Source organism: Nonomuraea cypriaca (assembly GCF_015645445.1).
Classification (GTDB): domain Bacteria; phylum Actinomycetota; class Actinomycetes; order Streptosporangiales; family Streptosporangiaceae; genus Nonomuraea; species Nonomuraea cypriaca.
In genome coordinates this window covers 1-21714 of record NZ_JADOGI010000182.1, presented here as the reverse complement: position 1 = coordinate 21714, position 21714 = coordinate 1, and the positions used below count along the sequence as shown (strand labels likewise).

The window sequence follows — 21714 nt, the reverse complement described above, 5'->3', positions numbered from 1 at the left end:
ACCCAGCGGAAGCCGCCTTGGCCTCAGCCGACCACCTGGCGGAACCCGAGCGCTTGCCGGGAAGCGACCGTCCAGCGGAACCCGGCCCCGTGGTGGAGGTCGCTGACCCAGCGGAAAGCGGACCTTCGTCGGAAAACGGCCATCTGGCGCACGCCGACCAGGCTTCTGGGCAGACCTCCTACGAGGCGGGACCGGGAGCGGCAGCCCGCACGGGCACGGAAGCGGACGCACCGGTGACCGACACCGACGCCGAGACCGACAGCAACACCGAGATCGTGGTCGAAGGGGTGGACAGCAGTGGCCGGTAGCGGGAGTGCGCATCTCCGTCCCCGTGACGAGGTGCTGCTGCGGGTGGAGGACCTGGTCGTGGAGTTCCCCGCCGGACGCGGCCGTACCGTACGGGCGGTCTCCGGCGTGAGCTTCGACCTGGCTCCGGGCGAGACGCTCGGCATCGTCGGCGAGTCCGGCTGCGGCAAGTCGAGCGCGGCCCGGGCGCTCGTCCAGCTCCCGCCGCCCCGCGCGGGCTCGGTGCGACTCGACGGCCTGGAGCTGACCACGCTGCGCGGCGAGGCCCTGAGGCGTACCCGCCGCCGCCTCCAGATGATCTTCCAGGACCCGATCTCGTCCCTGAACCCCCGCCGCCGCGTGCGCGACATCGTCGGAGAGGGGCCCCGCGTGTGGGACCTCCCGGGCGACCGGGTGGACGAGGTCCTGGAGGCGGTCGGGCTCGACCCGGCGACCGCGGCGGTACGCCGTCCGCACGAGTTCTCGGGCGGCCAGTGCCAGCGCATCTCGATCGCAAGGGCCCTGATCCTCGACCCAGAAGTGGTGATCTGCGACGAGCCGGTGTCGGCGCTGGACGTCTCCGTACAGGCGCAGATCCTCGGCCTGCTGGAGGACATCAAGGAGCGGTACCGGCTCACGCTCGTCTTCATCGCCCACGACCTGGCGGTGGTGAAGAACGTCAGCGACCGCATCCTGGTGATGTACCTGGGCAAGGTGTGCGAGCTGGCTCCGAGCGCCGACCTGATCTCCGCCCCCGCCCACCCGTACACCCGGGCGTTGATCGCCTCGATCCCCGACGGCGGACTGGATCTTCCCCCGGCCGACAAGCTGATCAGCGGCGAACCGCCGTCCCCGGTCAACCCGCCGACGGGGTGCCGGTTCCGTACGCGCTGTCCGCGGGCGGCGGCGCGGTGCGCGGCGGAGGAGCCCCAGATCAGGCAGATCGGCGAGGACCACTGGCTGGCCTGCCATTACCCGGCGACAACGGTTGACTAAGGAGTAAGCCCATCATGGCCATCGATTTCACCCTCGCTCCCGAGCACGAGGAGATCCGCAAGCGGGTCCGTACCTTCATTCAGGAGATCGTCATCCCGGCCATGGATGATCTGAAGCAGGACGACCGCGACGAGTACCTCCGCACGATCTTCCACCTCCGTTCCCAGGCGAAGGCCGAGGGACTGTGGCTGCCCCACATGCCGAAGGAGTGGGGCGGCATGGGGTTGGGTCACGTGGAGCTGGCCATGGTGCAGTCGGAGGCGGCCAAGACCCGCATCGGCCCATGGGTGCTCAACTGCGCGGCTCCCGACGAGGGCAACATGCACACCCTGCTGCACTGGGCGACGGACGAGCAGAAGGAGAAGTACCTGCGTCCGCTGCTGGACGGCGTGCGGATGTCCTGCTTCGCCATGACCGAGCCGGAGGTGGCCGGCTCTGACCCCACGCTCATCCGTACGGAGGCCGTACGCGACGGCGACGAATGGGTCATCAACGGCCACAAGTGGTTCATCTCCAACGCCCGCCGCGCCAACTTCGCGATCCTCATCGCCAGGACGGAGCAGGACGTACCGGAGGGTTCCCGGGGTGCCAACACCGCCTTCCTCGTGGACCTGCCCAGTCCGGGCTGGAACGACGTACGCGAGGTCGAGACGATGCACGGCTCGACGGGCCACAGCGAGATCGTCATCAAGGACCTGCGCGTGCCCGACGACCAGGTCCTCGGCGGCCGGGGCAACGGCCACCGCCTCGGCCAGTACCGCCTGGGCCCGGCCCGCCTCGCCCACTGCATGCGCTGGATCTCGCAGGCGGAGACGGCCCTGGACATGATGGTCGACCGCGCGCTCAACCGCTACAGCCACGGCTCCCTCCTGGCCGACAAGCAGGGCGTCCAATGGCTGATCGCCGACTCGGCCATGGAGCTCTACCAGTGCAAGCTGATGGTCCTCCACGCCGCCTCCAAGATCGACAAGGGTGAGGACTTCCGTACCGAGGTCTCGATGGCCAAGCACTTCGTCGCGGGCAGCCTCAACCGAATCGTGGACCGCGCCATCCAGGTCCACGGGGCCCTCGGCTACTCGACGGACACGCCGCTCGCCAACATGTTCCAGCACGCCCGCTGGGCCCGCTTCGCCGACGGAGCCGACGAGATCCACCAGATGCGCATCGCCGAACGCACCATCGCCGCCTACCAGGCCACCGGCTCCACCGCCTCCGCCACCGGCGGCCTCCCTTTGTAACACCCTCCACCCAACACGCAACACGGACCCGTGTCCTCACTCGGCACGGGGGAGCCTGTCCTCACCCCGGCACGGTGGACCCCTTCGGAACCACTTGTTCCCCAACCGAAGGAGTCTGCCGTGCCACCCCCGCCCGACACACGCCTTGCATGTAGGGCTGATCTATAACGCCTTCTCTGGGCTGTAGCCGTTTCGGGCAAGATGGCCACCGATCTGGTCGTAGACCGCCGGGCTGTCGGGTGTGATGGCGGCCAAGCCGTCGACGTACCGGTTGTACAGGCAGAACGTCGCTGCGACGAGCACGGCGTCGTGGATGTCCGCATCGTCGGCGCCGGCCGCTCGCGCCTGGTCGATGTCGTCCGTTGTGACCTCGAGGCCGGAGCGGCGGACCTTGTCGGCGATCCGCAGGAGCGCGCGCAGCTTCGTGCTGACGGGAGCGCTCGCCGGATCGTCGATGACGGCGTGTACGGTGTCCGTACCGCCGTCGACCAGTTGAGCCGCGGCGGCGGTGTGGGCGTGGGCACAGAAGTAGGTGTCGTTGCGCACCGAGACGAAGGCAGCGATCACCTCCCGCTCGCCCGGGGTGAGCGGCGAGCCGCCGCGCATCAGCTCGTGGGTGAAGGCCCCGAGCTTGGCCGCCAAGCCGGGCTTGACGGCGGCGAGCCCGGCAACCCCTGGAAGACCATCCGGTATGGCGATGTGCGGCTTACGCGCCTGGTCCGGTGTGGAGGCCGCCTGGCCTTGCGCGGCGCTCGTGTGGCTGAAGACGACGTCGTAGACCACGGGCTCGAAGGTCGCCAGGGCTCGGACGCGGCCCATGTGAGCTGCGGCATCGGGGTTGCCGGCGAGCGACTCAACGTCCTCGCGGCTTCGCCATTGGGCGTAGTTGGCCACTTTGGTGCCATCCAGGCTGCGGTGGATGTGAGCCGCCCGGTAGCCGGGCTGCTTGCTCATGACGTCTTCGGTCGCCCGGATGAGCAGGTCGACCAGCTGCTGCTGGTTGTCCGGCGCCACGGTGAAGACGTTGATCAAGGTGACTACTTCGCGGTCGGGGACGATCGGGGCCATGCGCACGGCCTCCCTCTGAAGTGATATCAGGACCCTGATAACAATATCAGGGCACTGATATACTGCAAGAGTGGAAGGACGTGTTGGTTACGAGCTCAAGCGCGCCCAGCAAGCGTTTTGCATGGCGGCGGACGAGGCCCTGCGCGGCGTCGGCCTCACCAACGCCCAGTACGCCGTGCTCGCCATGCTGGATGAGGAAGGCTCACTGTCCGGCGCCGAGCTGGCGCGGCGCTGTTTCGTGACGCCGCAGACGATGAATCAGCTCATCGCCGGCCTGGAAGCCAGAGGGCTGGTGGAGCGCGCCCCGCACCCCTCGCACGGGCGGATCCTGCAGACCAGCCTCACCGAGACCGGACGTGCGCTGATCAGCCGGGCACACGAGCAGGTCCGCGCGGTCGAGGACAGCATGGTCGCCGGATTGGCCGAACACGAGCAGCGACAACTGGTCCGGCTCCTGAACGCGTGCGTCAGCGCCCTCACCCCACCTCACCACAAGGCGAAACAGAGCAACCGCACGACGACGTGAACGGTGACGCCGACAGAGCCAGACCTCAGACGGTCACCCGGGGAGCGGGCAGGGGCACGATCTCGCGCTCGTAGTAGGGCCGGAAATCCTCCGCGGCGGTGAACATCTTGTCGAGCTCACCCCGGCACAGGTCGATCACCTCGGGATCGTCGATCCGGCGGGCGCCGCTGTGGGTGCCCGAGGAGTCGTAGGTCACCTCGTACATGACCGACGTCCCGAGCACGACCAGCTCCGGCAGGCGCCGTCCGACCTCGAGGTCGGAGATGTCCCGGGCGTCGACGACCCGGACCTGCTCGGCCGACGCGACCCGCAGCGCCAGCACGTGCATCTCCCATTGCAGATAGGGCGTGACAGGCTGCTCCACGATGCGAATGCGACGCCGATCGAGGAGCTCGCTCCTGCGCCGGTGCTCCCGGGACGCGTCCTGCCGGTCGTCGATCAACTTGAGTGACCGGTCCCAGTCGCCCTCCATCATCGCGACCCAACTCGGCTCACCGCTCTCACGAAAGCTCTGAATACGCTCAAGCTTCCAGAACACATCGTCAATTCGCCGAAAGTGCGGCCAGAAGTCATCGAGATACTCATCCGCGCTCAGCACCACGCCCGGTATCTCACGGATCCGCTCAAGCATCGGGGATGTCCTTCTGGGCCGCGCACGGCAGGTGCCGCGAAATCACATCAGGCCGAGGCCCACTGGATGCATCCGACGGCCACCACCGCCCATATTCGCAGGTCAGACCCCTGATTCTCACCGCGAAACCCTTTCCCCCGGCCGACACGCTCACTCACTTGATTCACCGGAAACAAAGATCAACAATCACGCGACGCCCAAGCGTTCCGCCAATCCACGACCGCCGGCACCCTCGCGAACTACGCCGACCCGATGCGTACGGACTCGAACCCTACTGACAGGCCCGGCTATCAGAACCTGCCGAATGGCGGCGGGGGCGGCCGCGGAGGGGCATTAAGGTGCCCCGGCTGACCAAGGGGCTGCGCATTCAGGCCCCGGCCGACCTTGCGGCCCGGCACCAGTCGCCCGCCCCTATTGACCCCGATCGGTCCGCGGCCGACATCCGCATCGGCTACGCCCGCTGACCTTGCTGCTCTGCGAATCCGGGACCGTGGTGAAGATTACGTGGGGGTGTTCGACGGTGAGCGTGTGGCTCCGGGCGGTGCGGAGAGAAGCCGAAGGCGCTGCAGCCATGCTTCGACGGCGGCGTCGGCATCGTTGACCTCCTCGCCGCGGACGGCGAGGCCTTCAGCGATGGTCGCGCCGGGGCAGGTGGCGGCGTAGTCGCGTGCGGTGGTTCCCAGGCCGCTCATGGCGTGGGTGGTGAACGGGACGACAGTCTTGCCGCGCAGGTCGAGGCCCTCGGTGAACGTCGTCATGATCATGGGTGCTCGGACGTTCCAGATGGGGCTGCCCAGCAGCACCGTGTCGTAGCGGGCGATCGGGGGCAGCGGGCCGGCGATGGCCGGGCGGGTGTCGGCATCTTGTTCACGTACGTTCCGTGCGACGGTCTCCTCGTAGTCGTCGGGGTAGGGGTCGGCTGCTTCGATGCGGTGGACGTCGCAGTCGATGGGCCTGCTGATCTTCCGGGCAAGCACTTCGGTGTTGCCGACTTGCAGGTTGCGGCGTCCTCCGTAGTAGTAGTTCTCTCCTGCCCGGGAGAAGTAGGCCAGCAGGATGGATTTGGCGGCCGGGCTGGAGCGGGCGGGCTGGTCCGCCGGCGCGGAGCTGGGCCGGGCGGGCGGAGAGGAGGCGCAACCGAGGATCGGGACGCCGGCCATCACGGCCCCTCCGGCCAGGAACGCGTTACGCAGGAACGAGCGCCGTTCCAGCGCGGCGGTGCGATCGTCGCCGGGGTTCGTCATCACATGCTCCGGTGGGGTGAGGTGCGGGGCTGGTCATCTCCACGGCGGACAGGCCGACCGCGCCGTCGCCGATGATCACGACCCGGTCTCCGGGGCTCATTCCGGCGGTGACGGCGCCGTGGTGGCCGGTGCACAGCACGTCCGACAGGGTCAGCAAGGACGGCAGCAGCGGCGAGGTCTCCTCCACGGGAAGCTTGACCAAGGTGCCGTCGGCCACCGGGACGCGGACGGCTTCGCCCTGCCCGCCGTCGACGCCGTCCAGACCGTAGCGGCCGCCGTGGCGGCAGGAGGAGTGCAAGCCCTTGCGGCAGAAGTCGCAGGTGTTGTCGCAGTAGGTGAACGGTGTGACGACCAGGTCGCCCGGCCGCAAGGTCGCGACGTCGGAGCCGGTGTCCTCGACGACGCCGAGGAACTCGTGTCCCATCGGGCGGCCGGTGCCGGTGGCGGGCATGGACGCGTAAGGCCACAGGTCGCTGCCGCACACGCAGGACAGCACGACGCGGACGATCGCGTCGGTGGACTGCTGGATCTTCGGGTCGGGCCGGTTCTCGACGCGGACGTCGCCGGCACCGTACATGACGGCTGCACGCATGACGTACTCCTCAATACTGGTGAATTCAGCGCTCCATCATCCGCAGGCCGGATTCGGGGTGGGTGTCACCCGCGGCCGGAGGGAGGCTGGAGAGCTTGTCGATCTGCTGGGTGGTCAGCTGGATGCCGTCGGCGGCGGTGTTCTCCTCCACCCGGCTGACGCGCTTGGTGCCAGGGATGGGGGCGATGTCGTCGCCCTGGGCCAGTAGCCAGGCCAGCGCGACCTGGGCGGGGGTGGCGCCTGCCTCGGCGGCGACGGCTTCGACCTCGTCGGCGATGCGCAGGTTGCGCTGGAAGTTCTCGCCGGTGAAACGTGGGTTGCCGTGGCGGAAGTCGTCTTCGGCGAAGCCGTCGGCGGAGCGGATCTTGCCGGTGAGGAAGCCGCGCCCGAGCGGCGAGAACGGCACCAGGCCGATGCCCAGTTCGCGCAGCAGCGGCAGCACCCACTCCTCCAGGCCGCGGGTCCACAGCGAGTACTCCGACTGCACGGCGGTGACGGGGTGCACGGTGTGGGCGCGGCGGATGGTCTCGGGGCCGGCCTCGGACAGGCCGATGTGGCGGATCTTGCCCTGCTGCACGAGTTCGGCCAGGGCGCCGACGGTCTCCTCGATCGGCGCCTTCGGGTCGACCCGGTGCTGGTAGTACAGGTCGATGTGGTCGGTGCCGAGCCGCTTGAGCGAGCCTTCGACGGCGGTGCGGATGTTGGCAGGGCTGCTGTCGAGGTTCCAGGGGCCGTCGCCGGCGTGCGAGACCAGGCCGAACTTGGTGGCCAGCACGACCTGGTCGCGGCGGCCCTTCAGGGCCCGGCCGAGGAGTTCCTCGTTGGTGTAGGGGCCGTAGATCTCGGCGGTGTCGATCAGCGTGACGCCCAGTTCCAGAGCACGGTGGATGGTGCGGATGGACTCGGCGTCGTCGGTGCCGGCGCCGGTGTAGCCGTGGGACATCCCCATCGCGCCCAGACCGATGCGGGAGACCTCCAGGTCGCCGAGCAGGATGTGCTTCATCGGGTTTCTCCCGTTCCATGGATGTCGTGCGGGGCGAGCCCACCCTCACCCGATGTCACCATTTGTAATACTTCATGTGCGTTGAGTGCGATATCGGGGTGGGGTGGCCAACGGTCATCGCCGCGTCGGCGATGATCAGCAGCCCCTGCCGAAAATGGACATACGTGTCGTTACCGCTATCCACTGTTGCGTGGTCCTGGCTTCGGTGCCAGGACGGGTCGTGCCGGGGTGTGGCGTTCGGGGGTAATGACACGGCCCCCCACCTGGCCACTGAGCACGCCGGCGTGGTGTGAGACTGGAACCATGGCACCTCAGCGCACCACCGGCAGCAGCGACACGGAGCTGGGCCGGTTCCTGCGTGCCCGTCGTACCCAGACCAGTCCCGAGCAGGTGGGCCTGTCCATCGGCACGGGCCTGCGCCGGACCCCTGGTTTGCGCCGGGAGGAGCTGGCCACCCTGTCGGGGATCAGCATCGACTACTACGTCCGTCTTGAGCGCGGCAAGGAGACCCGGCCCAGCCCTTCAGTGATCGACGCCCTCGCGCGCGCTCTTCGCCTCGATGATGAGGAGCATCAGCACCTGCGCGAGCTGGCCGTCCGCGCGGCTCACTACGCCGCCGAGCCGCCGCCTGCGCCCAGCCGCACCGTGCGCCCGCACCTGAAGCTGCTGCTGGAGACGCTGCGCCCGAGCCCCGCCTACATCGTCAGCCGCAGCATGGACGTCCTGGCCTGGAACCCCGGCGGGCTCGCCCTGTACGCAGGCCTGGAGGACTGGCCGCTCAAGCAGCGCAACATCGCCCGCTACCTGTTCCTGCACCCCGCCTCGCGCGGCCTGTTTCCCGACTGGGACAACCAGATTCGCGGCTGTGTCGCCCGGCTGCGCGCCCAGGCCGGCACCGCGCCGGACGCGCCCGACCTGACCAACCTCGTCGGCGAACTGCTGCTGAAGAGCCCCGACTTCGCCAAGCTCTGGGAGCGCTATGACGTGACCGGCCGCAAACCCGTCCACAAGACCTTCCACCACCCCCACGTGGGCACCATCACCCTCAGCGCCCAGTCCATGAACCTGGACGGCACCCCGGGCCAGCGCCTGGGCGTCTACGTCGCCGAGCCCGGCACTCCCGACTACGATGCGATGCTGCTGCTCGACCTGACCGCACCCGAGGCCCCCGCGAAAGCTGAGGCGCCGCATCGCGCGCAGTCCTGACCCGCGTCTTCGATCCGAAGAACGTGAGGGGTCGCGCCATTCCCCCGAACGCAATCCCCGGGACAGCACGCCCTGCCACGACGCTGATCGAGCCGCCAGTCTGACGGTGCGGTACGCGTACCGTCCCGGTCACGGTGTCGAGCCCGCACCTCGCACACCCCCACGCACCATGTATGCATCAACGGTGAGGCGCCGGCCGGACCCACGGCCCGCGCCATCGGCATAGCCTGAGGTCTGGCCACGACGCCCGCCGTGGCCGCCACGCAGACGCCAGGCGCGGCCGCCGAGGCGCCGCCCACCAGCCGGGTGACGTGTCGGTCAACGGCGACCGGCACACCGTCCTGGTCGACCGTCCACGACCGGGAGACGACCCCTGGAATCATCCATAGCCGGGAAGCCGCGCAAGCACCACGAGACCACTGCATGGCTAGCAAGCCGCACAACACAACCACCAGACCACTGCACGGCTAACAAGCCGCACAACACAACCACCAGACCACTGCACGGCTAACAAGCCGCACAACACAACCACCAGACCACTGCACGGCTAACAAGCCGCACAACACAACCACCAGACCACTGCACGGCTAACAAGCCACCCGAAGCCGCTCCGGCCGAGTTTCGCGCTGAGCCTCCGGCGTGGGACGACGGTCGTTTGCCGTGTCGGGCCGGAGATAGCGCCGCAGCACCGGGTGCCAGCGGTTGGCGGGCAGGTCGCGGAGTGCGGCGACCGCGATGCAGTATTTGCTCACGCTCACCGGCCGGACCCCCAGGCCACGCAACACCTTGTCGACCGTGGCCTTACCGTCCACCGACTTCGACTCCAGCAGCACCAGATCGCGGCGAGCGGGCGCGCTGTGGCGCCCGTCGTGGCAGACCAGGCCGGTGTCGCAGGTGAGCCGGGCGGCGCCCGACCGGTCGATGAGGGTCACCCGCTTGTAGTCGGTCGACAGCACCGGCCCCAGCGTTTCCGGCATGATCAGGCGCAGCTCGCTGAGCAGCGTGTCGCCCACGAACGCGATCGCCTCCTTGGTGAGCCACCGGCTGGAAGCCCCGTCGTAGGGGATGCGGCGTTTGTCGGTGTTGCCGCGTGCGCCGTTGAGTTTGAGCTCAAGCCACCGGCCACCGCCGTCCAGGTAAGTGCGGGTGCGGAGCTTGAACCTGCGCCGCCGCTCCTGCCGATGTTGGCGGAAGGTGAGCAGGTCAGGGGTGTCGAAATAGGTTGAGCTGTAGCGAAACTGCCGCTTCTTCCCTATCTGCAGCACGGCCCAGCGGTCACCCAGCTCGGCCGCGAGGCCGGCCATGGTGGAGGCCGAAACGAGGTATTTCCTATCCACGCGGCTCATCAGCTCGGGCACGTCCTCCAGTCCGACCGCCGGCGCCACCGCCGCCACCCCGGCGAGCAACACGTCCGCATCCAACTCCGCCATCACCGCACCAACCCCCCATCGATCCGAAGCCGCACGTCACCGGCCACCGCCGAACTCCGCCCTCGTGTGTCATCGCACCCTTGCCCGTGACTTGGGCGCGGCATACCGCACGTCCACCACGGTCACATCCCGCACGTAGTCGATCTGCGTGACCACGCAGTGCAGCACCCGCGCACGCAACCGGCTCTCCAGATCCACCCGGAGCAGGTCCGGGTCGGAGTGGACGACGTCGAGCGTCACCACCTGGTGTCGCGTGCGGCCGAGCAGGCTGGGATGGTCTGCGATGAACATGACGCCCAGGAGCACCCCGTCGAGCAGGAGAGCGGTCAGCGGAAATCCCGACGCGATGCCGTTGACCAGGCCGAGCACGATCGCGACGAAGTAGTAGGCGATCTCCTGCTGGGTGATCTCGCTGGACCTCAGCCGGATGATCGACAGAACGCCGAACAACCCGAACCCGACCGCGATGTCGACCCTCTGGACCAGCAGGAGCGACACCACCGCGAAGATCCCCACATTGAGCGCCACGTAGGCGAAGAGCAGATCGCGCCGATGGTGGCGCCGATAGTAGAGGCCATAGGCCAGCACGATGATGGCCGCAAGATCCATGACCAGTCCTGTTATCACGACCGCTCCCTCCGTTGTCCCGTTGATGAACAGCTTGTCGGAGCGGGGTGAAGCAACAGTGAGGCGATGATTAGGCAACTCTCATGCGATAGCCGGTCCCCCGGACGGTCTCGATCCGCTCCGCGCCGATCTTGCGCCGCAGGTAGCGGACGTAGACGTCCACCACGTTGGACCCGGGGTCGAAGTCGAACCCCCACACATGGCTCAGCAGCTGCTCACGCGTCAGAACCTGGTCAGGATGGCGGCAGAAGATCTCCGCCAGCGCGAACTCCCTGGTGGACAGGTCCACCGCCCGATCCCCGACATAAGCCCGCCTGGTCCGCAGATCCAGCGACAGGTCAGAGACCCGCAACACGGTCACCTCGGGCGTGCGGTCGGCCCGCAGCCGCAGCCGCACCCGGGCCAGCAGCTCCTCGAAGGCGAACGGCTTGGCGATGTAGTCGTCCGCCCCGCCCTCCAGGCCCGCCACGGTGTCGCTCACGCTGTCGCGGGCCGTCAGGATGATCACCGGCATCGTCACCCTGGACTCGCGCAACCGCCGCAACACCGTGAACCCGTCGCTCAACGGCAGTCCGATGTCCAGGATCATCAGGTCGAACCCGCCCCCGCACGCCAGGTCGTGGGCCGCGATCCCGTCACCGACCACGGCTGTCACGAAGCCGTTGGCCCGCAGCCCCTTCTCCACGAAAGAGGCGATCCTGGCCTCGTCCTCAGCGATCAGAATGCGGTTCACCGCACCTCCCACAGCTCCCAGAGCGGAAGCGAAATGACGAAACAGGCCCCGCCTGCCGGGGCCCCCACCACCCTCACGCCGCCGCCGTGAGCCTCGGCGATGGACCTGACGATGGCCAGCCCCAGCCCGGCGCCGTCGTGGGCGCCGGTGCGCCCGGCGCCACGCATGAAGCGCCCGAAGATGCGCTCCTGGTCCGCGGGGGCCACGCCGGGCCCGCTGTCGCGCACCCACAGATCCACCCGGCCGTCGCGGACCGCGGAGCCCACGGCGATCAGGTCGTCGTCCTCGGTGTGCCGCACGGCGTTGGCCAGGAGCTGCATGAGCGCCTGGGTGAGCCGCTGGCGGTCCGCCGGCAGGCGGGCCTCGGCCACCTCGTCGACCCGCCACTTGCGCTCCCCGAGCGCGCGGGCCTTGGCGACCACGCTGACCGTGAGGTCGGCCAGCTCGACCTCCTCCAGCGACAGGAACCCCGGCTGCTCGGCCTTGGCGAGGGTGAGCAGGTCCTCGACGATGCGGTTCATCCGGTCGAGCTCGTCGGTGACCAGGGCGAGGGTCTCGGCCCGGTCAGCGGGGTCGTCGCCCATGAGCTCCAGGTGGCCGCGGACGACGGTGATCGGCGTGCGCAGCTCGTGCCCGGCGTCGTCCAGGAAGTTTCGCTGCACGACGAAGGCCTGCTCGAGCCGGTCGATCATGTGGTTGAACGTCGCCGCGAGCGCCGCCACGTCGTCGTCGCCGGACACCTCGAGCCTGCGGGTCAGGTCGGTGGAGTCGCTGATCTGCTCCGCCGCCTGCCTGACCAGCCGGACCGGCGCGAGCACCCGCCCGGCCACCAGCCAACCCGCCGCCCCCGCCAGCGCCAGAGCCGCCAGCGCGGACAGCGTGAGCGTGCGCACCGCGTCCACGATCTCTTCGCGATGCCAGTCGTAGAAGATCGCCACGACGAAGTGCGCGGAGCGGCGATCGGCGGGCACCTTGACCGGGATGACCGCGTAGCGGACCGTGCCCTCCGCGCTGGGGATCTCGCCGGTCTCGATCGTCGTGGCCGTCGCCAGCCGCGCGACCAGCGCCTGGTCGGTGTCGAGCCGGACGAGCGGCTCGTTGAAGGGTATCCTGTCGATCTCGCCGTCGACGATGCTGAAGAACGTCTCCCATCGATCGGGGCTGTTGAGCTGCAGGTAGCCGGTGAGCAACTGTCCGACGTCGGTGACCGGCTGCCCGGTCTCCGGATCGACCGCGGACGACGCGTAGTTTCGTAGTTGCCCCACCTCGGTGCGGAGCTCCTCGTCCATCCGGGCGTCGAGGCGGGTGAGCAGGACGGTCCAGGTCGCGAAGATCGAGACTGACAGGGCGAGGCCGACCACAGCGAGCATCCAGCCCACGATCCGGGCTCGGGCGCTCACCCGCATGTGGCCCTCCGATCAGTCTTCGTCATCGTCTCCGCCATCATCATCGTCGTCGTCATCGTCGCCGCCCGGTCTGGGCGACGGTGGTTTGACCGGCTCGGCCTTGGTCTTGCGCGGCGCGGGCCGCGCGGTGCCGGTCGGCTCCAGTGTCTTCGCCGTCGTCGTGCTCGTCGCGGGCGTGGGCTCCCCGCTCCTGGCCGGCGTGGGCTCGCCGCTCCGGACCGGCGTGGGCTCGCCGCTTCCTGGCGTGGGGTCCGAGCCTGGCGAGGACGAGCCGGGCGTGCTGTGCGTGCCGTGCCCGGGAGACGGCGTGACCACGATGGGCCCGCCCAGGTCGGGCGGCGCTTCGGCCGCCCGCACGAACCCCGCCCAGATGAACCCGGCCGTCGCGACTCCCACGATGAGGAGGATCACCATTGCCCGATGTTTCATGAGGTCGACCCTGACGTCCTTTGAGGAGACCACGCTGAAGCAGAGATGAGAAACCTCTCATCTACAGACGTCCATCGCAGCTCAACGCCGAAACGCCGGAGTTGCAACTGAGGTGTTAGGGGTACCCAGAGCGAGGTAGATACCCCTTCATGAGCTTGTGGGAGTACATCGAGGATCGATGGGACCTCATCGTCTTCGAAGCGGTCCAGCACGCCAGCATGGTCGCCCAGTGCGTCCTGGTGGCGGCGGTGCTCGGCGTGCTCATCGGCCTGGCCGGCTACCGTCACCGCAGGGTGGCCGCGCTCGCCACGGCCAGTGCGGGGGTCCTGTTCACGGTTCCTTCGCTGGCCATGCTCGGCCTGCTGATCCCGCCGCTCGGGCTCGGGGTGGCGCCCAGCGTGACGGCGCTCGTCCTGTACGCACTCCTCCCGATCATCCGCAACACCGTGGTCGGCCTGCAGGGCGTCGACCCGTCGCTGGTCGACGCCGCCCGCGGAATCGGCATGAGCCGGCGGAGATCGCTGGCCAGGATCGAGTTTCCGATGGCCTGGCCGGTGATACTCGCGGGGATCCGGGTGGCCACCCAGCTCACCATGGGCATCGGTGCGGTGGCCGCGTACGTGTCCGGGCCCGGCCTGGGCGAGCAGATCTTCTCCGGGCTGGCCAGGCTGGGCGGGGCGAACGCGGTCAACTCCACGCTGACCGGGACGATCGGCGTGGCGATCCTGGCGCTGCTCTTCGACGCGTGCCTGATGCTGGTCGGACGACTGACCGCCCCCGGCGGCCTGATCAGCCGCTCCAGGGAACGACTCGCGGGAGGCGCCCGTGCCTGAAGAACCGCAGAAGGGTGTGCCGATCGAGCTGCGGAAGGTGACCAAGGCCTTCCCCGGAGGCGGGCCCCCGGCCGTACAAGAGCTGGACCTGCACATCCCGGCCGGTGAGATCGTGGTGCTGCTCGGCCCGTCCGGCTGCGGCAAGACCACCACCATGCGCATGATCAACCGCCTGATCGAGCCCACCTCCGGCGACATCGTCATCGGCGAGCAGAGCTCCCGCGACATCGACCCCGACAGGCTGAGACGCCACATCGGCTACGTGATCCAGCAGGCGGGCCTGTTCCCCCACATGACCGTGGCCGCGAACATCGCCCAAGTCCCCAAGATGCTCGGCTGGGACCGCCGCAGGATCGCCGAGCGGGTGGACGAGTTGCTCACGCTGGTGGGGCTGGAGCCGGACACGTACAGGGACAACTATCCGCGCAGGCTGTCCGGAGGGCAGCAGCAGCGGGTCGGCGTCGCGCGGGCGCTGGCCGCGGACCCGCCCGTGCTGCTCATGGACGAGCCCTTCGGGGCGCTCGACCCCATCACCCGCGAACGCCTCCAGGACGAGCTCCTCCACCTCCAGGACGACCTGGCCAAGACGATCGTCTTCGTCACCCACGACGTCGACGAGGCACTCAAGATCGGCGACCACATCGCCGTCATGCAGCGGCCAGGACACATCGTCCAGTACGCCACACCAGCCGAGATCCTCACGAACCCGGCCAACGAGTACGTCGAGCAGTTCCTCGGCGCCGGATCCTCGATGCGGCTGCTACGGCTGACCAAGGTGGGCGACATCGACCTGGACCGGGTGCCGTACGCGGCCGAGGACGCCGACGCGCGGGACGTGCTGGCCGAGCTCGGTCGCGACGGGCGCGGGTACGCGCTGATCACGGACGGGATGCATCGGCCGCTGCGCTGGGTCACCGCGAGCGACCTCGAAGGCAAGGAAGGGCCGGTCGGCACGGCTGGCGACCCCGTGGGGGACATGCTCGGGCACCGGATGACCCTGCAGGACGCCCTGGAGGCACTGCTCAACGCGGAAAGCGAGATCGTGCCCGTGGTGGGCAGGCGGCGCGCGTACGCGGGAGCGTTGTCGCTGGCCACGGTGCAGAACGCGATCCAGTCGATCAAGGCGCGCGAACACGAGCGCCGGATGCGCAGGGAGCGCACATGAGCGTCGAGGCGGCCACCGCCAGGGAGACCACGGCGCCGGAGCCGCGGATCGGGCGCTCCTGGCACGTCCTGATCCCGCCGCTCTGCTATCTCGCGGTGGGCGTCGCGATGGTGGTCTACACGCAGTTGGTCCCGCTCGACGGCATCGAACGCGGCGCGCTCAACCTGCCGTTCATCATCAGGCGGACGTGGGAACACATCCAGCTGGTGTTCTTCTCGACCATCCTGGTGCTGGCGGTGGCGTTGCCGGTGGGCATCCTGCTGACCAGGGGCGCGCTGCGCAGGGTGACGCCATTCGTGCTGGCGCTGGTGAACGTGGGCCAGGCCACCCCGGCGGTCGGCCTCGTCGTGCTGCTGGCGGTGCTGTTCCAGATCGGGTTCTGGACGGCGGTGGCGGCGCTGTTCGCGTACAGCCTGCTGCCCACGCTGCGAAACACGATGGTGGGCCTCGAACAGGTGGATCCGCGGCTGGTCGACGCCGGCCGGGGCATCGGCATGTCGGCGGCGCGCGTACTGTTCAAGGTGGAGCTGCCGATGGCGGTGCCGATCATCCTGTCGGGCGTCAGGACGACGCTGGTGCTCAACGTGGGCACGGCGGGCATCGCGGCGTTCATCGGCTCGGGCGGGCTCGGCGACCTGATCACCGCGGGCGTGAGCACGCAGCGCAACCTGGTCCTGATCACCGGGTGCGTGCTGATCGCCGTGCTGGCTCTGATCATCGACTGGCTGGGGGGTCTCGCGCAGCGGCTCCTCGCGCCGAAGGGGCTGTCATGAGAGTTCTCGTCGCCCTGCTCCTGCTGGTGACGTCGTGCGGGCTGCGCCCCGCGTCGGCGTTCGTGCCGCCGGTGGAGCCGGGCAGCATCCGGCCGGTGCCCGCGCTGGAGGGCACACGGGTTCGGGTGACGTCCAAGGAGTTCACCGAGCAGCTCGTGCTCGGCAAGATCGCGGTGCTCGCGCTCACGGCCGCCGGCGCCGACGTGACCGACCAGACGAACGTCCAGGGCAGCGTGAACGCCCGCGCCTCCCTGACCCGCGGCGACGCCGATCTGATGTGGGAGTACACCGGCACCGGCTGGATCACCTACCTCGGCCAGACCGACCCGCTGCCCGACCCGAAGGAGCAGTACGCCGCCGTACGCGACATGGACCTGCGCCGCAACGGCATCGTCTGGCTGCCGCCCGCGCCGCTGAACAACAGCTACTCGATCGGCGTCACCCGGGCCACGGCCGAGAAGTACGGCCTGCGGAAGATCTCGGACATGACGAAGATCCCGGTGGCGCAGCGCACGTACTGCGTCGACCATGAGACCTTCGGCCGCGACGACGGCTTCCTCGGCATGCTCAGGGGCTACGGGCTGGAGTACGGCAGGGACATCCCCAGCCAGAACGTGCGCCGGCTGTCGGTGGGCGTGCTCTACAACGCCGTGGCGAGCGGCCAGTGCGCCATGGGCATGGTGACCACGACCGACGGCCGCGTCAAGGCGCTCGGCCTGGTGCTGCTGGAGGACGACAGGAAGTTCTTCCCGACGTACAACGCCGCGGTGACCATGCGGCGGCAGCTCGCCGACGCCCATCCGGAGATCGCGCGGATCTTCGCGCCCATCAGCGCCAAGCTCACCGACGACGTGATACGCGACCTCAACGCCCAGGTGGACGTGGACGGCGACGTTCCCGTCCTGGTCGCCCGCGACTGGCTCAGAGCACAGGGCTTCGTCCGTTAGCTCGGGCTGCCCTCCGGGAAGGGCAGCCCGATGCCCGTGTCAGTCGGCGAGTGGCAGGTAGATCGAGGCGCCCCGCGAGTTGAACTCGGCCGCCTTCTCCGCCAGGCCGGCCTCGATGGCGTCCTGCCTGATGTCGTGGCTGATCCGCATGGAGCAGAACTTCGGCCCGCACATCGAGCAGAAATGCGCCGTCTTGGCGGGCGCGGCCGGCAGCGTCTCGTCGTGGAAGGACCGCGCCGTCTCCGGGTCGAGCGACAGGTCGAACTGGTCCTCCCAGCGGAACTCGAACCGCGCGTCCGACAGCGCGTCGTCCCACGCCTGCGCCTGCGGGTGCCCCTTGGCCAGGTCCGCCGCGTGAGCCGCGATCTTGTACGTGATCACGCCGGTCTTGACGTCGTCCTTGTCCGGCAGGCCGAGGTGCTCCTTGGGGGTGACGTAGCAGAGCATGGCGGTGCCGTACCAGCCGATCATGGCGGCCCCGATGCCCGAGGTGATGTGGTCGTATCCGGGCGCGATGTCCGTCACGAGCGGGCCGAGCGTGTAGAACGGCGCGTCGTCACAGAGCTCGCGCTGCAGGTCGACGTTCTCCTTGATCTTGTGCATGGGGACGTGGCCAGGCCCCTCGATCATCACCTGCACGTCGTGCTCCCGCGCGATCCCGGTGAGCTCCCCGAGCGTACTCAACTCGGCGAACTGGGCCTCGTCGTTGGCGTCCGCGATGGACCCGGGACGCAACCCGTCGCCGAGCGAGAACGACACGTCGTAGCGGGCCAGGAGCTCGCACATCTCGTCGAAGTTTTCGTACAGGAAGCTCTCCCGGTGGTGCGCCAGACACCACGCGGCCATGACCGAACCGCCGCGTGAGACGATCCCGGTCTTGCGGCGCGCGGTGAGCGGCACGTACGCCAGCCGCACCCCCGCGTGCACGGTCACGTAGTCGACGCCCTGCTCGCACTGCTCGACCAGGGTGTCGCGGTAGACCTCCCACGACAGCGCCTCAGGGCGCCCCTTGACCTTCTCCAGCGCCTGGTAGATCGGCACGGTGCCGACCGGCACCGGCGAGTTGCGGATGATCCACTCGCGGGTCTCGTGGATGTCGGGCCCCGTGGACAGATCCATGATCGTGTCCGCGCCCCACCTGGTCGCCCAGGTCATCTTCTCGACCTCCTCCTCGATGGAGGAGGACACGGCGGAGTTGCCGATGTTCGCGTTGATCTTCACGAGGAAGTTCCGACCGATGATCATGGGCTCGGACTCGGGGTGGTTGACGTTCGCGGGGATGATCGCCCGGCCGGCCGCGACCTCTTGCCGGACGAACTCTGCGGCGACGCCCTCCCGCACCGCCACGAACTCCATCTCCCTGGTCACCAGCCCCTTCCTGGCGCAGGCGACCTGGGTGACGGGCTGCCCGGCGGCGCGCCGCTCACGCACCCACCGCTCGCGCAGGCCGGGCAGCCCCCGCCTGACGTCGGTCTCCACGGAGGGGTCCGTGTACGGGCCCGAGGTGTCGTACAGGGTCACGGCCGAGCCGTCGGACAGGCGTACCTGGCGCATCGGCACACGCAGGTCACCGGTGTAGATCTTGGAAAAGCGCGCGTCGCTCATCGCGCAAACTCCCTTCGCCGGCATTACCCGGAGCAGGTTCTGGCGGTCGGCGGCTGTCAGCCGTCCTCTCAGCCCGGTCTGCACCGGGCTCCCGCGTTGGACGGCGTTGATCGTACCCACCGCGCATCCCATGCCAAACCTGGCACGGTTGATCAATCGCCAGGTTTGAGGATCAGCCTGGGCGGTACGGACCCCTTCAGGGGGACTATGAAAAATATCGCCGCTGTCGCAGGACTCGTGGTGATGGCCACGTTCGGCGTGACCGCCGCCTCGGGTGACGGCACCGACCAGCATGAAGTGAGCCAGGAGCAGTACGACACCCTGATCGCCCAGTGCCGCTTCGCCGACGTGGGGAAGGCGAAGTGCCGCTCGGCGGTCAAGGAGCTCTACCGTGTCGGCAAAGCCGACGAGACACTCGACTGCCGCACCTACTCCGGCGTGTCCGTGTGCGGCACGCTGCGGCTGAGCAGGGCCGAGCGCCAGTGCACCCGGGACTCCACCGACAGGGGGCTGTCCTTCCGCCGCGCCGAAGTGGAGTGTTACGCCCTTTCCTGAGGAGCTGCCGAATCGTGATCATCGTTGGGGTGGACGGCTCGCAAACCGGGCTGGACGCCACCGGTTGGGCCGCGGCGGAGGCGGCGGTGCGCAACGTGCCGCTGACCGTGGCCCACGCCTGTCCGAAGTGGTTGTGCGAGGAGAGCGGCGATCGCTACGCCGAGGTGGGGCGATGGATGCGCGAACAGGCGCACACCGTGCTCACCGAGGCGGAGGATCGGGCCCGGCGGGAGCAGCCGGGGATCAGTGTGGAGTCCGCGCTGCTGCCCGGCGATCCGCGCACCGCTCTCATCAGGGTCTCCGAGCGGGCCGAGCTGCTCGTCGTCGGCTGCCGCGGGATCGGCGGCGTACGCGGGCTGCTGGTCGGCTCGGTCGCGTACGGGGTGGCCGCGCACGCCGCCACGACCGTCGTCCTGGTCCCCGAGCCGCCCACGGCCCCGCGTGACGAGGTGGTCGTGGGGGCCGACGGCTCGCCGGGGGGCGCGCGGGCGCTCGGCTTCGCCTTCCGTGAAGCCGAGTTGCGCGGGCTGAGGCTGCGTGCCGTACATGCCTGGGCCTGGCCCCACCCGGGCGGCTTCGAGCCGGCCGACCCCCAGAGCGAGCGGTACGAGCAGCGGCGGCTGATGGACTGGCTGACCGTCCACCGGGAGCGGCATCCTGACGTGGAGATGGTGGCCGAGGTCGTGCACGGCCATCCGGTCGAGGTGCTGCGTGAAGCGGCGGTGGGGGCGGCACTGCTGGTGGTGGGGTCGCGCGGGCGCGGGCAGGTGGCCGGCATGATCCTTGGCTCGGTCAGCCAGGCGATGCTGCACCACGCCCCCTGCCCACTCGCCGTCGTCCGACCGGCCGCCGACGTCACCCGCTGAGACTTACCTCTCCTGCCCGCTCACCGTCATCCGCTCACCGTCATCCGCTCACCGTCATCCGCTCACCGCTGACGTCGGCCGCATCCGCTGAAACTTACATCGCCTGTTTGCGTGTCGCCGCAGGTCACGTACCCCTGCCTTGGCGCCGGCCTTTCCCGCCGCCGCCCGCGCTCCTACGATCTGCGCAGGCTACGACGGGAGAGCGGACCATGCGCAGGACCGGTGCGGTGCTGGCGGCGTTACTGGCACTGGTCGGGGCGGTGATGTTCCTGACGAGCACGCCGGCCGGCGCCGCCGCCGTGCGGATCATGCCGTTGGGCGACTCGATCACCGGATCCCCCGGCTGCTGGCGGGCCCTCCTGTGGAACCGGCTCCAGAGCGGCGGCCACACCGACGTCGACTTCGTCGGCACCCTGCCCGCGCAGGGCTGCTCGGTCCCGTACGACGGCGACAACGAGGGACACGGCGGGTTCCTGGCCACGAACATCGCCAACCAGGGCCTGCTGCCCGGCTGGCTCTCCGCCACCCGGCCGGACATCGTGCTGATGCACCTCGGCACCAACGACGTGTGGAGCAACCTCGCGCCTGCGACGATCCTGGGCGCGTACACGACGCTGGTGAACCAGATGCGCGCGAGCAACCCCAACATGAGGATCCTCGTCTCCAAGATCATCCCGATGAACCCGCCCACCTGCGCCGACTGCGCGCAGCGCGCCGTGAACCTCAACAACGCCATCCCCGGCTGGGCCGCCGCCGCCGGCACCCAGCAGTCGCCGATCAGCGTCGTCGACCAGTGGACGGGGTTCAGCACGAGCGCGGACACCTATGACGGGGTGCACCCGAACGCGGCGGGCGACCAGAAAATCTCGGACAAGTGGTATCCGGACCTGGTGAACGCGCTGTCCGGCGTCACCCCGTCCCCGACTGTGACGCCTACGGCCGGCACCGGCGGTTGCGCGGCCACGTACCGGAACGCCGGTCAGTGGCAGGGCGGGTTCCAGGGTGAGGTCACCGTCAAGAACACCGGCAGCGCGCCGATGAGCGGGTGGACGGTGCGGTGGACGTTCGCGGACGGGCAGCGGATCAGCCAGGTCTGGAACGGCACGCTGAGCGCGAGCGGCTCGGCGGTGAGCGTGCGGGACGTGGGCTGGAACGGCACTCTGGCGCCCGGCGCCTCGGCCACGTTCGGCTTCCTCGCCTCCTGGAACGGCACCAATTCCGCCCCCTCCCTCACGTGCGCCTAGCTCGCCTCTCCTGACTCGCCTCTCCTAGTTCGTCGTGATCGGCGTCTCCTGGCTCGCCGTGATCGGTGCCAGGCGAGATGCGGCGAGCCGCACGTAGTCATCGGTGGCCAGCGCGACGGACCGGTCGAGCCTCCCGGCGTTGAAGTACAGCTCGGGCCGCTCCAGCAGCGACGGGTCGGCGACCAACTCCTCCGCGATCAGGCCAGCGGACTGCCGGCCTCTCCTCGCGATCAGGACGCGGGCACCACGGGAGCACCCTCGCTGGCCTGCACCAGCACGAAGCCCTGTCCGCTGAACGCCAGCTGCATGGCC

24 protein-coding genes and 1 riboswitch are annotated in these 21714 nt (G+C 69.2%); of the genes, 12 read left to right on the top strand and 12 right to left on the bottom strand.

Annotation, left to right across the window (positions count from 1 at the left end; translation table 11 throughout):
• From ITP53_RS40765 to ITP53_RS40755, 3 genes are all read left to right on the top strand, one after another.
• On the top strand, nt 1–308 hold a 308-nt coding region (locus ITP53_RS40765), incomplete at its 5' end, for a hypothetical protein (RefSeq protein WP_207757124.1).
• A complete protein-coding gene (locus ITP53_RS40760) occupies nt 298–1281 on the top strand; it encodes an ABC transporter ATP-binding protein (RefSeq protein WP_195900812.1) in 984 nt (327 codons plus the stop codon). The genes ITP53_RS40765 and ITP53_RS40760, both read left to right, overlap by 11 nt.
• Before the next feature lie 14 nt (nt 1282–1295).
• Nucleotides 1296–2519: an acyl-CoA dehydrogenase family protein gene (locus ITP53_RS40755; RefSeq protein WP_195900811.1), complete on the top strand. Its 1224-nt coding sequence runs from the start codon at nt 1296–1298 to the stop codon at nt 2517–2519.
• A 162-nt stretch (nt 2520–2681) separates the two neighbouring features.
• Here the strand turns inward: ITP53_RS40755 and ITP53_RS40750 are convergent, their stop codons facing one another.
• On the bottom strand, nt 2682–3587 hold the full coding sequence (locus ITP53_RS40750) for an antibiotic biosynthesis monooxygenase (RefSeq protein WP_195900810.1): 906 nt from the start codon (nt 3585–3587) through the stop codon (nt 2682–2684).
• 70 nt (nt 3588–3657) lie between these two features.
• Between ITP53_RS40750 and ITP53_RS40745 the strand changes: the two genes are divergently transcribed.
• Nucleotides 3658–4113, top strand: a complete 456-nt coding sequence (locus tag ITP53_RS40745; protein ID WP_195900809.1) for a MarR family winged helix-turn-helix transcriptional regulator — start codon at nt 3658–3660, stop codon at nt 4111–4113.
• 25 nt (nt 4114–4138) lie between these two features.
• On the opposite strand, the gene ITP53_RS40740 is transcribed toward ITP53_RS40745, so the two are convergent.
• The 4 genes from ITP53_RS40740 to ITP53_RS40725 form a co-directional block, all read right to left on the bottom strand.
• A complete protein-coding gene (locus ITP53_RS40740) occupies nt 4139–4744 on the bottom strand; it encodes a DUF6879 family protein (RefSeq protein WP_195900808.1) in 606 nt (201 codons plus the stop codon).
• A 500-nt stretch (nt 4745–5244) separates the two neighbouring features.
• Entirely contained in the window at nt 5245–5988 is a 744-nt protein-coding gene (locus tag ITP53_RS40735; RefSeq protein ID WP_207757123.1) for a flavodoxin, read from the bottom strand.
• Nucleotides 5930–6580 carry an alcohol dehydrogenase catalytic domain-containing protein gene (locus ITP53_RS40730; protein ID WP_328817368.1) on the bottom strand — a complete coding sequence of 217 codons (651 nt, stop codon included), beginning with the start codon at nt 6578–6580 and terminating at the stop codon, nt 5930–5932. The genes ITP53_RS40735 and ITP53_RS40730 overlap by 59 nt, the downstream gene beginning before the upstream one ends.
• A 25-nt stretch (nt 6581–6605) precedes the next feature.
• Entirely contained in the window at nt 6606–7583 is a 978-nt protein-coding gene (locus tag ITP53_RS40725) for an aldo/keto reductase (protein WP_195900807.1), read from the bottom strand.
• 303 nt (nt 7584–7886) lie between these two features.
• Between ITP53_RS40725 and ITP53_RS40720 the strand changes: the two genes are divergently transcribed.
• Nucleotides 7887–8789 (top strand): helix-turn-helix transcriptional regulator, encoded by a 903-nt coding sequence (locus tag ITP53_RS40720; RefSeq protein WP_195900806.1) that lies wholly within the window; start codon nt 7887–7889, stop codon nt 8787–8789.
• Between the two features lie 587 nt (nt 8790–9376).
• Here ITP53_RS40720 and ITP53_RS40715 read toward each other — a convergent pair.
• From ITP53_RS40715 to ITP53_RS40695, 5 genes are all read right to left on the bottom strand, one after another.
• The gene (locus ITP53_RS40715) at nt 9377–10219 is read right to left on the bottom strand and encodes a polyphosphate polymerase domain-containing protein (protein WP_195900805.1); all 843 of its coding nucleotides are present in this window, start codon (nt 10217–10219) and stop codon (nt 9377–9379) included.
• Between the two features lie 69 nt (nt 10220–10288).
• Nucleotides 10289–10828: a DUF4956 domain-containing protein gene (locus ITP53_RS40710; protein ID WP_195900804.1), complete on the bottom strand. Its 540-nt coding sequence runs from the start codon at nt 10826–10828 to the stop codon at nt 10289–10291.
• An 88-nt stretch (nt 10829–10916) separates the two neighbouring features.
• Nucleotides 10917–11579 carry a response regulator transcription factor gene (locus ITP53_RS40705; RefSeq protein ID WP_195900803.1) on the bottom strand — a complete coding sequence of 221 codons (663 nt, stop codon included), beginning with the start codon at nt 11577–11579 and terminating at the stop codon, nt 10917–10919.
• On the bottom strand, nt 11576–12985 hold the full coding sequence (locus ITP53_RS40700; RefSeq protein WP_195900802.1) for a sensor histidine kinase: 1410 nt from the start codon (nt 12983–12985) through the stop codon (nt 11576–11578). Before ITP53_RS40700 ends, ITP53_RS40705 begins: the two co-directional genes overlap by 4 nt.
• Before the next feature lie 12 nt (nt 12986–12997).
• Nucleotides 12998–13414, bottom strand: coding sequence for a hypothetical protein (locus tag ITP53_RS40695; protein WP_195900801.1), 417 nt, complete (start codon nt 13412–13414; stop codon nt 12998–13000).
• 149 nt (nt 13415–13563) lie between these two features.
• On the opposite strand from ITP53_RS40695, the gene ITP53_RS40690 reads away from it, so the two are divergent.
• Genes ITP53_RS40690 through ITP53_RS40675 form a run of 4 tightly spaced genes read left to right on the top strand, consistent with a single transcriptional unit; the run spans nt 13564 to nt 17132 of the window.
• Nucleotides 13564–14247 (top strand): ABC transporter permease, encoded by a 684-nt coding sequence (locus tag ITP53_RS40690; protein WP_195900800.1) that lies wholly within the window; start codon nt 13564–13566, stop codon nt 14245–14247.
• Nucleotides 14240–15412 (top strand): ABC transporter ATP-binding protein, encoded by a 1173-nt coding sequence (locus tag ITP53_RS40685; protein WP_328817362.1) that lies wholly within the window; start codon nt 14240–14242, stop codon nt 15410–15412. The genes ITP53_RS40690 and ITP53_RS40685 overlap by 8 nt, the downstream gene beginning before the upstream one ends.
• On the top strand, nt 15409–16185 hold the full coding sequence (locus ITP53_RS40680) for an ABC transporter permease (RefSeq protein ID WP_195900799.1): 777 nt from the start codon (nt 15409–15411) through the stop codon (nt 16183–16185). The genes ITP53_RS40685 and ITP53_RS40680 overlap by 4 nt, the downstream gene beginning before the upstream one ends.
• Complete coding sequence (locus ITP53_RS40675) at nt 16182–17132, top strand: glycine betaine ABC transporter substrate-binding protein (RefSeq protein WP_195900798.1); 951 nt, start codon at nt 16182–16184, stop codon at nt 17130–17132. Before ITP53_RS40680 ends, ITP53_RS40675 begins: the two co-directional genes overlap by 4 nt.
• Nucleotides 17133–17171: 39 nt before the next feature.
• Here the strand turns inward: ITP53_RS40675 and thiC are convergent, their stop codons facing one another.
• Nucleotides 17172–18737, bottom strand: a complete 1566-nt coding sequence (gene thiC, locus ITP53_RS40670) for a phosphomethylpyrimidine synthase ThiC (RefSeq protein ID WP_236051694.1) — start codon at nt 18735–18737, stop codon at nt 17172–17174.
• A riboswitch (TPP riboswitch) is annotated at nt 18730–18842 on the bottom strand. It overlaps the preceding gene by 8 nt.
• 102 nt (nt 18843–18944) lie before the next feature.
• Between thiC and ITP53_RS40665 the strand changes: the two genes are divergently transcribed.
• The 3 genes from ITP53_RS40665 (at nt 18945) to ITP53_RS40655 (ending at nt 21402) form a co-directional block, all read left to right on the top strand.
• Nucleotides 18945–19292 carry a hypothetical protein gene (locus ITP53_RS40665; protein ID WP_236051693.1) on the top strand — a complete coding sequence of 116 codons (348 nt, stop codon included), beginning with the start codon at nt 18945–18947 and terminating at the stop codon, nt 19290–19292.
• 14 nt (nt 19293–19306) lie between these two features.
• The gene (locus ITP53_RS40660) at nt 19307–20158 is read left to right on the top strand and encodes a universal stress protein (protein ID WP_195900796.1); all 852 of its coding nucleotides are present in this window, start codon (nt 19307–19309) and stop codon (nt 20156–20158) included.
• A gap of 209 nt (nt 20159–20367) precedes the next feature.
• Nucleotides 20368–21402 (top strand): cellulose binding domain-containing protein, encoded by a 1035-nt coding sequence (locus ITP53_RS40655; RefSeq protein WP_195900795.1) that lies wholly within the window; start codon nt 20368–20370, stop codon nt 21400–21402.
• A 24-nt stretch (nt 21403–21426) separates the two neighbouring features.
• Here ITP53_RS40655 and ITP53_RS40650 read toward each other — a convergent pair whose 3' ends face one another.
• Entirely contained in the window at nt 21427–21588 is a 162-nt protein-coding gene (locus ITP53_RS40650; RefSeq protein WP_195900794.1) for a YbaK/EbsC family protein, read from the bottom strand.
• Between the last annotated feature and the right edge of the window lie 126 nt (nt 21589–21714).

What these genes read in the sequence shown, in the direction of transcription:
- ITP53_RS40720 (WP_195900806.1), top strand. Translation starts at nt 7,887, where the DNA reads ATGGCACCTCAGCGCACCACCGGCAGCAGCGACACGGAGCTGGGCCGG.
- ITP53_RS40655 (WP_195900795.1), top strand. Translation starts at nt 20,368, where the DNA reads ATGCGCAGGACCGGTGCGGTGCTGGCGGCGTTACTGGCACTGGTCGGG.
- ITP53_RS40730 (WP_328817368.1), bottom strand. Translation starts at nt 6,580, where the DNA reads ATGCGTGCAGCCGTCATGTACGGTGCCGGCGACGTCCGCGTCGAGAAC.
- ITP53_RS40695 (WP_195900801.1), bottom strand. Translation starts at nt 13,414, where the DNA reads ATGAAACATCGGGCAATGGTGATCCTCCTCATCGTGGGAGTCGCGACG.
- ITP53_RS40735 (WP_207757123.1), bottom strand. Translation starts at nt 5,988, where the DNA reads ATGACGAACCCCGGCGACGATCGCACCGCCGCGCTGGAACGGCGCTCG.
- ITP53_RS40680 (WP_195900799.1), top strand. Translation starts at nt 15,409, where the DNA reads ATGAGCGTCGAGGCGGCCACCGCCAGGGAGACCACGGCGCCGGAGCCG.
- ITP53_RS40750 (WP_195900810.1), bottom strand. Translation starts at nt 3,587, where the DNA reads ATGGCCCCGATCGTCCCCGACCGCGAAGTAGTCACCTTGATCAACGTC.
- ITP53_RS40675 (WP_195900798.1), top strand. Translation starts at nt 16,182, where the DNA reads ATGAGAGTTCTCGTCGCCCTGCTCCTGCTGGTGACGTCGTGCGGGCTG.
- thiC (WP_236051694.1), bottom strand. Translation starts at nt 18,737, where the DNA reads ATGAGCGACGCGCGCTTTTCCAAGATCTACACCGGTGACCTGCGTGTG.
- ITP53_RS40665 (WP_236051693.1), top strand. Translation starts at nt 18,945, where the DNA reads ATGAAAAATATCGCCGCTGTCGCAGGACTCGTGGTGATGGCCACGTTC.
- ITP53_RS40715 (WP_195900805.1), bottom strand. Translation starts at nt 10,219, where the DNA reads ATGGCGGAGTTGGATGCGGACGTGTTGCTCGCCGGGGTGGCGGCGGTG.
- ITP53_RS40740 (WP_195900808.1), bottom strand. Translation starts at nt 4,744, where the DNA reads ATGCTTGAGCGGATCCGTGAGATACCGGGCGTGGTGCTGAGCGCGGAT.
- ITP53_RS40725 (WP_195900807.1), bottom strand. Translation starts at nt 7,583, where the DNA reads ATGAAGCACATCCTGCTCGGCGACCTGGAGGTCTCCCGCATCGGTCTG.
- ITP53_RS40755 (WP_195900811.1), top strand. Translation starts at nt 1,296, where the DNA reads ATGGCCATCGATTTCACCCTCGCTCCCGAGCACGAGGAGATCCGCAAG.
- ITP53_RS40700 (WP_195900802.1), bottom strand. Translation starts at nt 12,985, where the DNA reads ATGCGGGTGAGCGCCCGAGCCCGGATCGTGGGCTGGATGCTCGCTGTG.
- ITP53_RS40710 (WP_195900804.1), bottom strand. Translation starts at nt 10,828, where the DNA reads ATGGATCTTGCGGCCATCATCGTGCTGGCCTATGGCCTCTACTATCGG.
- ITP53_RS40690 (WP_195900800.1), top strand. Translation starts at nt 13,564, where the DNA reads ATGAGCTTGTGGGAGTACATCGAGGATCGATGGGACCTCATCGTCTTC.